This is a genomic window from Pseudoalteromonas sp. 31A1, assembly GCF_011378815.1.
Lineage (GTDB): Bacteria > Pseudomonadota > Gammaproteobacteria > Enterobacterales > Alteromonadaceae > Pseudoalteromonas > Pseudoalteromonas arctica.
Map to the genome: position 1 here is coordinate 94,161 of NZ_WTKY01000017.1, position 14,856 is coordinate 109,016.

Sequence of the window (14,856 nt, forward strand, 5' to 3'; positions counted from 1 at the left end):
GTTATTTCCTTTTATGGATAGTTGTTTTATTTTTCGAAAAAATAGCACAAACACACACTTGTTGCAATTGAGTTTAGTTATCATTTAGAATAGCAACATCATTAATAAGTGTTTTAATTTATGTTGCAACTTACCCTTTCTCTTATTTTATTTACTGCTACATCCCTGTTTTATCTTAGTAACCGCCACCAACGACTTCTAAGCAAACCCATTAACAAAAGCTGGCGCAAGCTCTCATTTATCCTTTTTGTTATTGCAATACCATTAGCCTTATATGCTTTTTCTAATGCGGCAGCCGTATTTTTTATCATTTTAATGATAATGCTCGCTTTAATAATAATTCCGATCGTAAGCCTGATTAAACACAAGGAAGTAAAATAATGTCATCTGCACAAAGGCAAAAAATAAAACCAACTTGGCTTGGCAAAAGTTTGGCTGGTTGTTTTTTAGGGCTAGCGCTAGCGTTTATTCTCGTTGCTTTTTTTGCATGGTACGGAGCGGGAGGCATAGATGCGCCCGACAAAGTGCAATTTAATATGTGGATGATACCCATTTTATGGTTAACTATTTTTAGCTTCACCTACCTGTTTAGTTCAGCAAAAAATGCTTGGCTGACACTTGGGGGCTTAAATATAACGCTATATAGTTTATTTATAATTTTAAGGAATTGGCTATGAGAGTAAGAGCCGATATTTTGCGTACCTACCAAGGCGTGCATACATGGACTGGAATAATTGCAGGTTTAGTACTTTTTATAGGTTTTTATGCTGGTAGTTTAACCATGTTTAAACACGAATTAGCACAGTGGGCAAACCCCGCCAGTGCACCAGTGACTAAACCACACACTAACAATCACCAAACATTGGTTGATCAAGCAATAGCTAAGTACCCTGAGCAAATGGGTAATGGTTTTTCTCTCGACTTATTAACAAATCAAGCGCCACTATCTTGGTATAGCCAAGGTAAAGAGCGCGGGATGAAACTTGATAATCAATTACAGGTGCTCTATCTAAACCAGCAAAATGATCTTGTAATACAGCAACAAAGTGAGAATAAACTTGCAGATTTAATAGATTACTTACATCGAACCGCAGGGTTTGCAGGCGAAATTGGGCACGACCAATCAGGCGTATATATACTCGGTATAGCATCTGCGCTGTACTTTTTAGCATTGGTGTCTGGCGTAATTATTTTACTACCTACGCTTGTAAAAACCTTTTTTGCGATTCGAAAAGAAAAAGGCGCCAGTCGCTTTTGGCTCGATAGTCATAATTTAGTTGGGATCGCCAGTTTGCCTTTTCATTTAATTATAGCGTTTACTGTGGTGGTATTTGCATTTCATGATCTGGTTTATGATGGTCTATCAGCATTTTATGACGATAAATCCTTTTTTCAACGACCTGCCCCAGCAGCACATAATTATCATATTGCAAACTTACCAAGCATAAATAAGCAGCTCCTAGCGGCAAAAAACTACGCCCCAGGTTATGAGCCAATTCACATTACATTTAGTCGTTTAAATACAAACAGTCCGACTGCAACATTAAAAATGAGTAATAGCAGCGCTGTTGTTCGCGGACCTGATACCGACTACTTATTCTTACACCCCTATACATTAGAAGTACTTAACTCAAGCTATCCGCAAGGAGATGATGGTGTTTGGGGTAATATAGTAGGAAGTTTCTTTTCACTTCACTTTGGTACTTATGGAGGTGAATGGGGACGTTGGGGGTATTTTGTTATGGGGCTACTTGGCGCATTCTTATTTTACTCTGGTAACTTATTATGGCTAGACAAGCGCTTTAAACAAGATGCCAACAAACGAAGTACACGATTTATGGCAAATTTAACAATTGGTGTTTGCTTAGGGTCAATGATTGCAATGGTTGCCACTTTATTACAAGCTAAATGGACTAACCAATATATGGGTAACGCAAATTACAGCTATCTCTATAGTTACTATTTGGTATTTTTTGCCTTTGTTGCTTATACCTTTTTTAAAGGAACTCACCACGCTAGCTATTGGGGCTTAATGGGTATTGCACTTTTATCTGCTGGAATGGGGGTTTCAACACTTATACAGGCTTTATTAGCTGATGATTTTTTAAAATATTATCAAAGCGGTTTTGTTGATATTAGCGCTGCAGTATTTGCATTAATATTTTATTATTGTGCAAAAAAAGTTAGAAATAAATCAGTAAGCTATGCAGTTATACCTGCAAAATAATAAAGAAAAACTTAATGAGGCGTATTGCACGCCTCATTAAAGGTATAAATTTAGATTTAAAATATAAAATCATTAAATATCAGTACTTTATAAGCATTAACTAAAGTAGATTAGTTTACTGTGCGTTTAGGCTTTTCTCGCGTTACAAAGTAGCAAATTAACGAGCCCACTGTTACCAGTACAACCCCTTGCCAAAACGAAGCACTCAGCGTAATAGATAAATACAACGCCGAAATAATACTAGAAAATACCGGTGTAAAGTACGAAAGCGTACCCAAAAGCATTAAGTTACCGCCAATAATAGCTTGATTCCACAGTCCATAACCGCTCCCCACGACTACACCAGCTAATAATAACGTCATGCTTGAGCTGAGTGAAAACGTTAATGGCGCTTCATTACTAAAACCATATTGCGCCCACAAACTAATTGCCGTAACAGTAAAAAATAACGTAATGGCATTTTTACCATTACTCAGCTTTTGCGTTACTACGCAATAAATAGCCCATATAAACGCTGCAGCTAATGCCATTAGGTAAGTAGCAGGATTATCAGCAAAGTTAGTAACAAGCGTATCGAGTGACATTTCTTGATCGCCCGTAATACACCAAGCAACGCCTAAAAAAGCAATAATCATGCTTGGGTAAACCCAGTAACTTACTTTTTTGCGCCCAATAATAATAGAGAGCAATATTGTTAGCGTGGGCCATAAATAATTAATAACCGCCATTTCCATTGCCTGATGACGACTATTTGCCATACCAATAGAAAGCGCCAAACAAATTTCGTACGATACAAATAATAAAGTACCTACTACCAAGTAGCGTTTCGAAAAACCACTAAACTTGGGCACTCCCATAACCAAAATTAAAAATATCGCACTGACAGAATACATAGCCGCAGCACCACCAATGGGGCTAAACAACTCAGAAATATCCCGTAGTAATGCAACTAAGCAACTCCACAGTAATATTGCAGCGACTCCATATAGTGTATATTTATTTTTGCTTATAAAATCCATTTGCCAACCCAAAAGTACTACTCGTAAATTTGAAACTAAACTAACAGTAATTATTTAATTAAACAATTAAAGTTAATAGCTTAAACCTCTCGCCTGTTTTTAATATTCACCTTTTTAGTAATTGACCTTTTGGTCAGTAAAGCTACAATCAATCAATACGTTAAACACGCAAACTCTATAATGACCACACAAATAAAGCCAAATAAAAAAGAAGTTACACGCGAGAAAAACCAAAAACTAATTTTAGATGCCGCCGAGCAATTGTTTTCGCAATTAGGTTACGACGGAGCAAGTATGAGCATGGTTGCTAAAGAAGCGCAGGTGCCAAAAGCTAATATTTTGTATTACTTTAAAAGTAAAGATGGTCTGTACGAGTCTGTGATTGACCGCATAATAGCTAATTGGAACTTAGGGCTTGATAACGTCACAATTAACGACGATCCAGCTACCGTGCTTTATAACTATATTAAAAGCAAAGTAATACTGGCCGTAAATCAGCCAATGCAATCTCGCTTATTTGCCAGTGAAATACTGCGCGGTGCACCCTATTTACAAAACTACTTTAGAACCAATACCCGCCCTTGGGTTAAACAAAAGGTTGATGTACTTCAAGCATGGATGGACGCAGATAAAATGGATAAGGTTGACCCGTACCATTTGCTCTTTACTATTTGGTCTACCACGCAATATTACGCCGACTTTCAGGCTGAGGTTTTACTTGTAATGAACAAATTAGAGTACGACGAAACCGATGTGGCACAAATTACGCAGTCAATTGCCCACATAATTTTAAAAGGTATTGGTCTTAAAATACCTGAGCAAAGTGAGACTTAACCCATGACACCCTTTACTACACCCGATTTATTTGACGATCATCGCGATAACGTACAAGTAGCAGACAGCGGCCTTTACCACTTTGGTAAAAAAACCACGTTTTATGGCAAAGTAGTTACCGTTACCTGCCCAGAAGACAACTCTTTTGCCGCCGATATATTGCATGAAAATGGTGAAGGTAAAGTATTAGTTATAAACGGGTTTGCGAGCAAACGCTTTGCGTTCATAGGCGATATTATGGCTGAGCGTGCCTTAAGTAATGGCTGGGAAGGCGTAATAATAAATGGCTGTTGCCGAGATATTGAAATACTTGCCACGATGAACTTACCTGTAATGGCGCTAGGCTCTACACCGCGTAGTACCTTAAAACGCGGCTTTGGTGATAAAAACCAAGCTGTTACCATGCTTAGCACCACTATTGAACCTAACGATTGGGTTTACGCCGATATTAATGGTTTAATCATCAGTAAAACGCCCCTTATTTAGCACTCAAAACCATATAAATAACAGCCAACTTGGTGCACCTGCGCACCAAATTGGTCTGTTTTAGCTCATTTCAATGCCATTATTTTTACAGCCCACATTTATAAACCTCACACAACCCATCAAAACCTGACCAGTTGGACAGGATTTTAATTTATGGCATTCCTCTTGCTTAGGTTTTAAACAATATAATAAGCTAGCCGATTAAAAAGCGGATCAGGCTCTGTAAAATAAAAACAAGATGTTACGCAGTGGGCTGAAAAATAATAAAAATTAATCTGTCTTTTTAATCACCCTAAATCTGGACTGCTTAGTCAGATTTTTTATAACGAGTGGTGATATGAGTACCAAAAATAATAATACGACCGGTATTTTTTGTGACCATGGTCCTAAAGCATGGCAAACACATTACCAAGGCACACTTATTAATAAGCGCCTTGTGGTAAAAGATGTATTTGCTATTAAAGGCGAGCGTAACAGCGCAGGCAACCCACATTGGTTTAAAACAGCTAAACCGGCTCAAAGTACGGCAAGCTCGGTTAATAAGCTCATGACCGCTGGTTGTAACTTTATAGGCTTTACCCACACAGACGAACTGGCTTATAGCTTAGAGGGTAATAATATACATTATGGCGCTGCGCAAAATCCTAAATTAAAAGGGCATGCTTGCGGTGGTTCGAGTATGGGTTCGGCAGCAGCCGTGGCTGCTAACTTAGCCGATATTGGCTTAGGTACCGACACTGGCGGCTCAATTAGAATACCCGCCAGCTATTGTGGTTTATATGGCATAAGGCCAAGCCATAACGTGATTGAAAAAGACGGCCTAATACCTTTGGCTCCCCCTTTTGATACCATAGGTTGGCTTACCCAAAGCGCTGAGCTATTAAGCAGCGTTAGCGATGTATTATTACCACAACAAGCTATTAATAAAGTAAATACGCTGGTTATTTGCGAAGCACTCTTTGAACTCGTTGACCCCTCTTTACAAGCACCACTGGGTAAGCTTTTAGAAAAAACCAAACCTTATTTTAATCATCATATCGATTTTAAGCTCCCCAAAAGCAGCCTGCTAAGTGAGCTTGCCGATACCTTTAGAATATTACAAGGTCGTGCGATTGCTAAAACGCACCGAGACTGGCTAGAACTCCCAGATCAGCTTTCTCATTTTGCGCCAGCAATTGCGGCTCGTTTTAAAATGGCACTGGCTTTAACCAAGCAAGAAGAACAAGAGGCGTTAAAAATACAGCACGAATGGCAAGTAATCGTCGCTAAAAACTTAAACAAGCACAGCTGCTTATTTTTACCCACCACCCCTACAACTGCACCTAAATTAGGCGCCGACACAAGCGCCTTACGTATGCAAATTATTACGCTTTCGGCAATTGCAGGACTTAGTGGCTCAGCGCAAGTGCATTTACCGCTGGCTGATTTAGCAAATGATCATCCTTATGGTTTTTCATTAATGATGACCCACGGTAACGATAAAAGCCTACTTGCTTGCGTTAAGCACCTAGCTGAACACTTTAAACAGGACACACCGGCATGACCACACACAATATTGCATTTACCGCGTCTCATTTTTCGGCAACAGAGGCGGGTATAAATATACTAAAACAAGGCGGTACAGCTACCGAGGCTATGGTAGCGGCTGCCGCTGCGATTAGCGTTGTGTATCCACATATGAACTCAATTGGTGGCGACAGCTTTTGGCTTATCGATAACCCAAACCAAAAAACGCCCACTGCTATTGATGCCTGCGGCCGCGCAGCAACTAATACAACGGCGTATAACCCGCTCACGCAAATACCAGAGCGCGGCGGATTAAGCGCACTAACTCAAGCGGGTACAATTCGCGGTTGGCAAAAGGCGCTTGAACTAGATGAGCACGCAGCACTACCACTGTTAAACATTTTAGCGCCCGCTATTGAGCTTGCTCGCGAGGGTTTTACCGTAACAAAAAGCTTGCAAGCAGGCTGCGAAAAGCTAGCCGCTGCTAACAATACTAATAACGCGTTTAAAAACCTCTACATACCCAATGGCAAGCCCTTACAAGCAGGTCAACATTTTAAAAACCCTAAACTTGCTGCAACGTTTGAATACTTAGCAAAACAGGGTTTAAACGCATTTTATGAAGGCGCACTTGCTAACTCATTTGCCGCCGACTTAGCAAAAGCAGGCAGCTCAATCACCGCAGGTGATATTGCAAATACAAAAGCCGAGGTCGTTACTGCGCTAAATGCTAACTTATCAGGTATTGATTGCTACAACTTACCCGCGCCAACACAGGGCGTGCATTCACTACAAATAATTGGTGCCGTAAATAAGTTAAAGCATTTAGCTAAAACCGATGCCGACTGGACGCACTTAATTGTTGAGGCAACTAAACAAAGCTTTACGCATCGCCCTACCCTTTGGGCTGATCCTAATGTGTTAGGGGATGATTATAAAAAAGCACTAACTGATGATCGCTTAAGCCAACTTGCTAACAATATTGATATGAGTAAAGCCAAACAATGGTCATTTAACGCAGAGCCTGGCGATACCGTGTGGATGGCTGCAAAAGATAAAAACGGGCAATTAGTAAGCTTTATTCAAAGTATTTACTGGGAATTTGGCAGCGGCATATTAATGAGCAAAGGCGGCTTTGTGTGGAATAACCGAGGTTTAAGCTTTAGTTTAAACAATAAAGATGTCAATAACCTTGCCCCAAATAAAAAGCCTGCACATACACTTAACCCTGCAATGGCAAAATTTAACGATGGTCGTCGCCTTGCCTACGGAACAATGGGCGGTGAAGGGCAACCACAAACCCAAGCCGCTGTTTTTGCAGGTTATGCATGGCGAAATAAATCAATAAAACAAGCAATTAGCGACCCTCGCTGGTTACTTGGAAGAACATGGGGCGATACAAGTACAAATTTAAAAATTGAAAAAGGGTTAGTTTTTCATATAGAACATGAATTAAATCAACGTGACCACGATTGGGTAAGCGTTGATAATAATAACGAAATGATGGGGCACGCTGGGGCTATTTTAGATACACCTACAAGCCTTGAAGCTGCAACAGATCCTCGTTCAGATGGACGTGCAACAGTAACTACAGCAGGAACACAATGTCAGAAATAATTAACCAATGGCCAATAGTAATGGCCTTAATAGCAACCGGTATTTTTGCTGGTATTTTAGCTGGACTATTTGGCGTAGGCGGCGGTATTGTTATCGTGCCTGTACTGTACTTCCTGCTACAAGGTTTTGGCGTAAGCCCAGAGTCGGCAATGATGATAGCAACCGCAACATCACTTGCCACTATAGTACCTACCTCGCTTTCATCTATTCGCTCGCACCATAGCAAAGGTAATATTGACCTTGCCCTAATAAAATATTGGGCACCGTTTATATTAGTTATGGCGGTTGTGGGTAGCATTATTGCTCATACTGTTCGCGGTAACGCATTAGTACTCATGTTTGCCTGTATTGCTATTTTAGTCAGTTTAAACATGTTATTTAGAGCCGGCGCACCTGCACTTGTAAAACAACTACCTGGTAAATTTGGGCAAGGCATTATGGCAAGTATTGTAGGCGGTTTGTCGGTCATGATTGGCATAGGCGGCGGCACGATTGGCGTACCTATGCTAAACGCATTTAACGTACGCGCCCATGTTGCGGTAGGTACTGCGGCCGTTTTTGGTTTATTGATTGCGCTACCTGGCGTTATTACCTTATTAAGTATTGGCACAACGCCAATCGATGCTCCCCTAGGTACGTGGGGGTTAGTTAACCTCCCGGCCTTTTTTCTTATTATTCCGCTGACTATTTTATTTGCGCCTATTGGCGTAAAAATTGGTAGCAAGCTGGATCAAAAACAACTAAAACGCGCCTTTGCCGTTGTCTTAATGATAACCGGTATTCGTATGCTTATTCAGACTCTAGGAGCCTAAATATGTTTAATAACACGCAAGTTCAAACCTTAAACCCACCACAGCGTTTATTAATGGGACCAGGTCCTATTAATGCAGACCCTCGTGTTTTACGTGCTATGTCGGCGCAGCTTATAGGTCAGTACGACCCAGTAATGACCGGCTTTATGAACGAAACCATGGCGCGCTATCGCGAAATTTTTAAAACCAAAAACGAATGGACCATGCTAATAGATGGCACATCGCGCGCAGGGATTGAAGCCATACTGTGCTCTATTTTGCGCCCAGGCGATAAAGTATTGGTGCCAATTATGGGGCGTTTTGGGCATTTACTGGCTGAAATAGCAGAACGCGTTGGCGCAAAGGTGCACACAATAGAAGTACCGTGGGGCGAAGTATTTACGCCCGAACAAATCGAAAAAGCCATTGTTGATGTAAAACCCCACGTACTTGCTATGGTACAAGGCGATACATCCACCACCATGAACCAACCTCTTGAGTATATTGGCGATATTTGCCAAAAGCACGATGTACTATTTTATTGCGATGCCACCGCATCCATTGTGGGTAACGAACTTCCTGCCGATGAATGGAAACTCGATGCACTTTCTGTTGGTCTGCAAAAATGTTTAGGCGGGCCGTCTGGCTCAGCACCTTTAACACTCAGTGACAAATGCGCAGAGTGGATCCAAAAACGTAAAAAAGTAGAAGCAGGTATTCGCACTGCAGATCATACCGACGGCACAGAGCCATTTGTACGCTCAAACTACTTTGATTTAGGCATGATAATGAATTACTGGGGCGAAGAGCGCCTAAATCATCATACCGAAGCCACCAGCATGTTGTATTGCGCCTCAGAATGCGCCCGCATAGTCATTGAAGAAGGCGTAGATAACTGCGTAGCGCGCCACAAATTACACGGCGATGCCATGCTAACAGGCATTCAAGCGCTGGGCTTAAACGTATTTGGCGATTTAACGCATAGAATGAACAACGTACTGGGTGTTTATATACCCGAGGGCATTAATGCCGACCACGTACGCGGGCAAATGCTAACCGATTTTGGAATAGAAATTGGCACCTCGTTTGGACCGCTGCATGGCAAAATTTGGCGTATTGGCACTATGGGCTACAACGCCCGAAAAGATACCGTACTACAAACACTTGCAAGCCTAGACGCTTGCTTGCATGCCAACGGTTACAAAGGGCCTAAAGGCGAAGCCGCCATTGCAGCCCTTACTCACTATAAATAAAATAGAGAATTACCATGACGATTGAAACCCCACAACATAGCCCTTTATTAAATAAAGAGCGCGGCGATACTCACGCAACACGCGCCTTATCTCGCTGTAAAACTCTCAGCGCACTATCGCAAATGCAAGGTGGTATTCACCGCGTGTACTTATCAAAAGAGCACAAAGAGTGTAACGCCGTTACTGCATCATGGATGGTTGAGGCAGGCATGCAATCGTGGCAAGACGAAGTGGGCAACCTTTGGGGTCGGCTTAAATCATCAAACCCACATGCTAAACGTTTAATTATAGGGTCACACCTCGACACAGTACCGAATGCAGGTGCGTTTGATGGTATTTTAGGTGTACTACTGGGGATAGAAATTGCAGCGCTTGCAAATAAGTTAAAGCTCGACCTACCCTTTCATTTAGATGTAGTGGGCTTTTGCGATGAAGAAGGCACCCGCTTTGCCACAACTTTAATTGGCTCAAAAGCCCTCGCTAACGAATTTAACCCACAGTGGCTAAACATTGAAGACACAAACGGCATAACTATGCGCCAAGCCATGCTCGATTTTGGCTTAAATCCTAATGACTACGCAAAGGCCGCACTAAACAAAAACGAATTACTAGGTTACTGGGAAACTCATATTGAACAAGGTCCGGTGCTCGAATCGGTTAATCAGGCGCTCGGAGTAGTAACGGCTATAGCAGGTGCTAAACGCGCTATGCTTACCCTAACAGGGCAAAGTGGTCATGCGGGTACAACGCCAATGAACTTGAGACAGGATTCGTTAGCAGGCTGCGCCGAACTTACTCTTGCCATAGAGCAGCTAGCAAAAAATGCGAGTAATGGCGAAGTTGCCACCGTAGGGCAAATACAATCTCGCCCTGGGGCTACAAACGTGATTGCAGGCAAAACGACCATAAGCCTAGATGCACGCGCTCAGAGCGACACCGATCTCGCTAACTTACTAAGCGCCATACAAAGCAGCGCTCAATCTATAGCAAGCAAACGCAATTTAACACTCGATTGGCAATGGACGCATGCAGCAGATGCCGTTGCGTGCGATACTCAAATTCAGCATTTGTTTTCAAGCGCATGTAAACTCAATAACCAAGCATCGCCTTCACTTGCCTCAGGCGCAGGGCACGATGCAATGGCAATCGCTCCAATTTGCCCCGTTGGCATGTTGTTTATACGCAGCCCTGGCGGTATAAGCCATCACCCAGCAGAAGCCGTTACCGACAGCGATGTAACAAAGGCACTCAGTGTAATGTACAGCGCGCTTTTACTTTATGTGAAAGAGTGTGAGTGATTTTAAGGTAATCGAGTAAACCAAGTATATTAACTTGGTATGCTTAGGGGCTTAAACCTCCTCAAAGTCATTTGGAGGTTGTTACTAAATACAGGAATATTCGTTATTTAAAGTAGCTTTATCGGACTGCCCTTTGCTCTTTTAGGCTAAGGCGTTTATGTGAGCTATATACATGTTGAATGTTTGTACCATTGACCAAATATGCATCCATTTCAACGGTAATTAAACCCGATAATGGCTTGATTTCTAGAACACCCAACTCACCTAAATTTGCAGATAGTAAAGTATTATTCCTAATAGCTAACAAAGTTTTGTCAGTATCTCGTAAGTCACCATCCACATATAATTTAGCACCACTAAACCAAGCGTTAATTATTTTAACTTTGATTGACTTAACGGTAAATTCAAAGGATTTTCTCATCAGATCTCCATACCCAGAAAATGTAATTATTATACTTTGTGTTCTTATGTATTTGGCGCACAACCACTTTCTTTTAATACCCGCTTAGTTGATGCTGGGTAATTTTTTAGTGCAGCCAAAGGGCGAATTGGCCGCTGAACCAAATTACCTGAGCAGTTTGGGCACACGTTATTTAACACCGTTTGAGCACAGCCAGAACAAAATGTGCATTCAAATGAACAAATAAAAGCCTCTGTGGACTGTGCAGGTAGATTCTTATCACAACATTCACAATTAGGTCTTAAATCTAGCATTTAGAGCTCCTTCTTATCCACCCAATACTGAGTAAATATCTATTACCTTTTATAACTTTTGATACCTGATGCTCACTTACATCAGGGCGGAATAGCTTAACTCGCTTTGTTTCAAATATCGGATTAGTGCAAATAAACTCACCACCCAAATCTGCCTTTTTAAGCACTATATTCAATCGATAGTGTTTACCAGATTCAACCTTGTCTGTATGTGGTGCTATTTCACTTCCTTGTGGAAATTTAAGCAAATATGTATCAAATTTAATTGGCCACGTAGCACCACAAATCAACATTTTATCGTAGCCTGACTTTTGCCTGCCTCGCTCCCAACAAAATAATTTACTCAAAAAAAACATAAAACTCCTAGATACACCTAACAAGCAGCAGGTTAACTCGTTTTTTATTTTTATTGATAAACAAACCATAGCCGAGTTCATATTTTGATTCAATCGATTACTGTATTTTACGTGGCATATAAAAGGGAGTTTTAATGGTGTTTTGATTGGCGTTTTAAAAGACATTATGGTGGCTATAATTGACAGAAAATCAAAATATAGCCACCCGTTTTACTTTAATGCTTATTTAATCGTAACCTTTGCATCACTTACCCATGTCTCAGTTATAGCTTCATCATTTTTATCAACTAAATACGCGCGTATGTTTACCGGATTATTGTTAGCTTGTTTGTAGTCAAACGCTAATCGCCATTGGTTTGTACCAACTACCGGATAAACCCCAATAGGTTCTAGTATTTCACCGTTGCTGGCTTCAACAATCGGCTTTATACCACTTTTGTTATCTAAGTCTTTAAATGCTGGACCTTCAAAATCAATCACCATTTTGTTAACGCCTTCAGGAATTGGCTGGCCGGGAATTCCGCCTAAGCCTTGGCGAGTATTTACAACGCTTGCAAGCGTTTTTGATTTTGGATCGAGTGGACGCCACTCTATATCATAAGAAAAGGTAAACTCATCACCTTTGCGCGCCTCTTTTTCAGGCACCCAATAGGCAACAATATTGTCAAACGTTTCATCTTTTGTTGGAATCTCGATTAACTGAACTGCCCCTTTCCCCCAATCGTCAGTAGGTTTAATCCACGCTGATGAACGCTTATTGTAAAATACGCCGTCGTCTTGGTAGTTATTAAAGTCACGGTCTCTTTGGATTAAACCAAACCCTTTTGGGTTCTCATCAATAAAGCTATTGGTCGACACCGACTGAGGATTATTTAATGGGCGCCAAATGTATTGACCCGATCCTGTGTGAATAGCCAGCCCATCACTGTCGTGAATTTCTGGGCGCCAGTCTTTAGCAGTTGTTTTATCTTTTTGTGAGTACCAATACATGCTCGTAAGCGGCGCTACGCCTAAGCGTTCAACATCGGCGCGCATATACAAATTAGCGCTCACAGAGGTGATATGCCCTTTATCTTCTTTGTTATCTTTGCTTAAACCAAAACGATAAGCACCGGTGATAGAAGGCCCTTCAAGCAATGCCCAAACAGACACACTTTCGCCTTTTTTCTCTGCGGGACCAATCCAAAATGCAGAAAAACGCGGAAATTCTTCTGGTTGATTCATACCCGTATTAATCGCGATACCTCGCGCCGACAGTCCATATTGCCCCTCTGGCCCATCAGTACGAAAATAAGACGCACCTAAAAAAGATATCCAATCTGGTTTCATATCTGGGCGCATTACTCTAAAGCCTGCAAATCCAAATCCTTCAGGGAGTTCGTGAGCTGGGCTGTCATCAGGCATATCAAAAACGTCATTACTAAAAGGTACATTTTGCACCTGATTTTTATCGTCTCTGATATAAATACTTACTGGCTCAGGAAAATATCGGCCAGGGTAAAATAATTGTACAGGTGCGTTTTTTCCACTTGGATATAAGGTTTCATCTTCTTTAAAGCGTATTTTCCAGTGTTCGTCATACGTAATTTTATCGATTAACTCCGGCGCTGGAACCTTGGTTGCCGTATAGGGCTTTTCGGCTGAGGCTTTTGCCAGTGCTTTTAAGTCTTCGAATGAAAACTCCGTTTTATCTAATGCTTCTGTCGCGTAAGACGACATCGAAGTGCTAAAAATAATTGCGATAAATAACTTTAATTTCATAAAAAGAATGTCCAATAAATTGAGTCAAATAAAAATGGGAACGCTGCACGAACGTATGTTTAACTTAAAGTTCTGTATGGATATTACGTGACGTAATATGAACTAGCGTTTACTAAGGTATTGTTATTTGACTACAGGACCTCCCATAATTAATTTGTTTTTACGGGAATTAATTTTAAGGGCGATTGCGCGCGTTTAATGATATCGCTGAAGTGAAAATAAACGGAAATAGCGCAGTTTATTGGACGAAGCCGTCAAGAGGTATGGATATATTTAGATTTTAGTTGCCCACTATTCCAAGGCAAATACTTGTAGAGTGGCTGGTTTTTCTATTCGTTGTAGTTACATAGTTGATTTGGGCTAAAGCGTATTATAAGCAGTAAAAAGTGAAGGGTAAGCCTATATAGAACTGTGGTATTTAAATTGATAAGGATTACATTTAAGTGTTGAAAAACAAAGAGGCTCACCACTTTTAAAATTTGCAATTAATAGCTAAATTTGACTAGTCGTCCACCTCAGGGCGTGTTGTTAGCTTTACTTTAAATAACTGCCAAGTTTACTCTTTAGTTTTTTGTGGTGATGCAGAATACAACCAACTAAAAAACTTAATACCAATAAAGTAAAAAAGATAAATAGTCATGAGTTTAATTATAAATTTAATAATATCAAAAGGATCTGACCATATATTATATTCAAAACCTATTAAAGGTAATATCCAATCAGAACCTAATAAAACAAACAGCAGAGTCATATAGGTTGTAAGAAACGGTAGTTCTTTTTTAGATGTTGTCACCAAACCTCCTTGTAATGCTAACGAGTCTGTAGATTAACTCGTTTTTTTATTTATTTTTATTGATAAACAAACCATAGCTGAGTTCCTATTTTGGTTCAATCGATTACTGTATTTTATGCAGAATATAAAGTGGGAGTTTGGTGTTGTTTTAATTGGCGTTTTGGACGGGATTACGGGTACTTGAGTGGCTTTTATTTAGGG

General features: G+C 40.7%; 14 protein-coding genes. 8 read left to right on the forward strand and 6 right to left on the reverse strand.

Annotated elements, in window-relative coordinates:
• The first annotated feature begins 673 nt into the window (after positions 1–673).
• Positions 674–2,227 carry a PepSY-associated TM helix domain-containing protein gene (locus GQR52_RS15310; RefSeq protein WP_165729001.1) on the forward strand — a complete coding sequence of 518 codons (1,554 nt, stop codon included), beginning with the start codon at positions 674–676 and terminating at the stop codon, positions 2,225–2,227.
• Positions 2,228–2,337: 110 nt separating this feature from the next.
• Here the strand turns inward: GQR52_RS15310 and yddG are convergent, their stop codons facing one another.
• Entirely contained in the window at positions 2,338–3,246 is a 909-nt protein-coding gene (gene yddG / locus GQR52_RS15315) for an aromatic amino acid DMT transporter YddG (protein ID WP_165729002.1), read from the reverse strand.
• Positions 3,247–3,426: 180 nt separating this feature from the next.
• Between yddG and GQR52_RS15320 the strand changes: the two genes are divergently transcribed.
• From GQR52_RS15320 to GQR52_RS15350, 7 genes are all read left to right on the forward strand, one after another.
• The gene (locus GQR52_RS15320; protein WP_004334664.1) at positions 3,427–4,080 is read left to right on the forward strand and encodes a TetR/AcrR family transcriptional regulator; all 654 of its coding nucleotides are present in this window, start codon (positions 3,427–3,429) and stop codon (positions 4,078–4,080) included.
• A 3-nt stretch (positions 4,081–4,083) separates the two neighbouring features.
• The gene (locus GQR52_RS15325) at positions 4,084–4,566 is read left to right on the forward strand and encodes a putative 4-hydroxy-4-methyl-2-oxoglutarate aldolase (protein ID WP_165729003.1); all 483 of its coding nucleotides are present in this window, start codon (positions 4,084–4,086) and stop codon (positions 4,564–4,566) included.
• Positions 4,567–4,903: 337 nt separating this feature from the next.
• Positions 4,904–6,109: an amidase family protein gene (locus GQR52_RS15330; protein ID WP_165729004.1), complete on the forward strand. Its 1,206-nt coding sequence runs from the start codon at positions 4,904–4,906 to the stop codon at positions 6,107–6,109.
• On the forward strand, positions 6,106–7,689 hold the full coding sequence (locus GQR52_RS15335) for a gamma-glutamyltransferase (protein ID WP_165729005.1): 1,584 nt from the start codon (positions 6,106–6,108) through the stop codon (positions 7,687–7,689). The genes GQR52_RS15330 and GQR52_RS15335 overlap by 4 nt, the downstream gene beginning before the upstream one ends.
• On the forward strand, positions 7,677–8,501 hold the full coding sequence (locus GQR52_RS15340) for a sulfite exporter TauE/SafE family protein (RefSeq protein ID WP_165729006.1): 825 nt from the start codon (positions 7,677–7,679) through the stop codon (positions 8,499–8,501). The genes GQR52_RS15335 and GQR52_RS15340 overlap by 13 nt, the downstream gene beginning before the upstream one ends.
• A 2-nt stretch (positions 8,502–8,503) precedes the next feature.
• Positions 8,504–9,733: an alanine--glyoxylate aminotransferase family protein gene (locus tag GQR52_RS15345; RefSeq protein ID WP_165729007.1), complete on the forward strand. Its 1,230-nt coding sequence runs from the start codon at positions 8,504–8,506 to the stop codon at positions 9,731–9,733.
• Positions 9,734–9,747: 14 nt separating this feature from the next.
• Positions 9,748–11,031, forward strand: a complete 1,284-nt coding sequence (locus tag GQR52_RS15350; protein ID WP_165729008.1) for an allantoate amidohydrolase — start codon at positions 9,748–9,750, stop codon at positions 11,029–11,031.
• 118 nt (positions 11,032–11,149) lie between these two features.
• Here the strand turns inward: GQR52_RS15350 and GQR52_RS15355 are convergent, their stop codons facing one another.
• The 5 genes from GQR52_RS15355 to GQR52_RS15375 form a co-directional block, all read right to left on the reverse strand.
• Positions 11,150–11,452 carry a hypothetical protein gene (locus tag GQR52_RS15355; protein WP_165729009.1) on the reverse strand — a complete coding sequence of 101 codons (303 nt, stop codon included), beginning with the start codon at positions 11,450–11,452 and terminating at the stop codon, positions 11,150–11,152.
• Positions 11,453–11,496: 44 nt separating this feature from the next.
• Positions 11,497–11,745 carry a DUF1272 domain-containing protein gene (locus GQR52_RS15360; protein WP_165729010.1) on the reverse strand — a complete coding sequence of 83 codons (249 nt, stop codon included), beginning with the start codon at positions 11,743–11,745 and terminating at the stop codon, positions 11,497–11,499.
• Positions 11,739–12,101, reverse strand: coding sequence for a 2OG-Fe(II) oxygenase (locus tag GQR52_RS15365; RefSeq protein WP_165729011.1), 363 nt, complete (start codon positions 12,099–12,101; stop codon positions 11,739–11,741). Before GQR52_RS15365 ends, GQR52_RS15360 begins: the two co-directional genes overlap by 7 nt.
• Positions 12,102–12,323: 222 nt before the next feature.
• On the reverse strand, positions 12,324–13,862 hold the full coding sequence (locus GQR52_RS15370; RefSeq protein ID WP_165729012.1) for a glucan biosynthesis protein: 1,539 nt from the start codon (positions 13,860–13,862) through the stop codon (positions 12,324–12,326).
• A gap of 556 nt (positions 13,863–14,418) precedes the next feature.
• Positions 14,419–14,655: a hypothetical protein gene (locus GQR52_RS15375; RefSeq protein ID WP_165729013.1), complete on the reverse strand. Its 237-nt coding sequence runs from the start codon at positions 14,653–14,655 to the stop codon at positions 14,419–14,421.
• Positions 14,656–14,856 lie beyond the last annotated feature (201 nt).

Excerpts from the sequence above, each read along its gene's own strand:
- GQR52_RS15370 (WP_165729012.1), bottom strand. The coding sequence starts at position 13,862 with ATGAAATTAAAGTTATTTATCGCAATTATTTTTAGCACTTCGATGTCG.
- GQR52_RS15310 (WP_165729001.1), top strand. The coding sequence starts at position 674 with ATGAGAGTAAGAGCCGATATTTTGCGTACCTACCAAGGCGTGCATACA.
- GQR52_RS15330 (WP_165729004.1), top strand. The coding sequence starts at position 4,904 with ATGAGTACCAAAAATAATAATACGACCGGTATTTTTTGTGACCATGGT.
- GQR52_RS15365 (WP_165729011.1), bottom strand. The coding sequence starts at position 12,101 with ATGTTTTTTTTGAGTAAATTATTTTGTTGGGAGCGAGGCAGGCAAAAG.
- GQR52_RS15360 (WP_165729010.1), bottom strand. The coding sequence starts at position 11,745 with ATGCTAGATTTAAGACCTAATTGTGAATGTTGTGATAAGAATCTACCT.
- GQR52_RS15350 (WP_165729008.1), top strand. The coding sequence starts at position 9,748 with ATGACGATTGAAACCCCACAACATAGCCCTTTATTAAATAAAGAGCGC.
- GQR52_RS15355 (WP_165729009.1), bottom strand. The coding sequence starts at position 11,452 with ATGAGAAAATCCTTTGAATTTACCGTTAAGTCAATCAAAGTTAAAATA.
- GQR52_RS15345 (WP_165729007.1), top strand. The coding sequence starts at position 8,504 with ATGTTTAATAACACGCAAGTTCAAACCTTAAACCCACCACAGCGTTTA.
- GQR52_RS15325 (WP_165729003.1), top strand. The coding sequence starts at position 4,084 with ATGACACCCTTTACTACACCCGATTTATTTGACGATCATCGCGATAAC.
- yddG (WP_165729002.1), bottom strand. The coding sequence starts at position 3,246 with ATGGATTTTATAAGCAAAAATAAATATACACTATATGGAGTCGCTGCA.
- GQR52_RS15340 (WP_165729006.1), top strand. The coding sequence starts at position 7,677 with ATGTCAGAAATAATTAACCAATGGCCAATAGTAATGGCCTTAATAGCA.
- GQR52_RS15320 (WP_004334664.1), top strand. The coding sequence starts at position 3,427 with ATGACCACACAAATAAAGCCAAATAAAAAAGAAGTTACACGCGAGAAA.
- GQR52_RS15335 (WP_165729005.1), top strand. The coding sequence starts at position 6,106 with ATGACCACACACAATATTGCATTTACCGCGTCTCATTTTTCGGCAACA.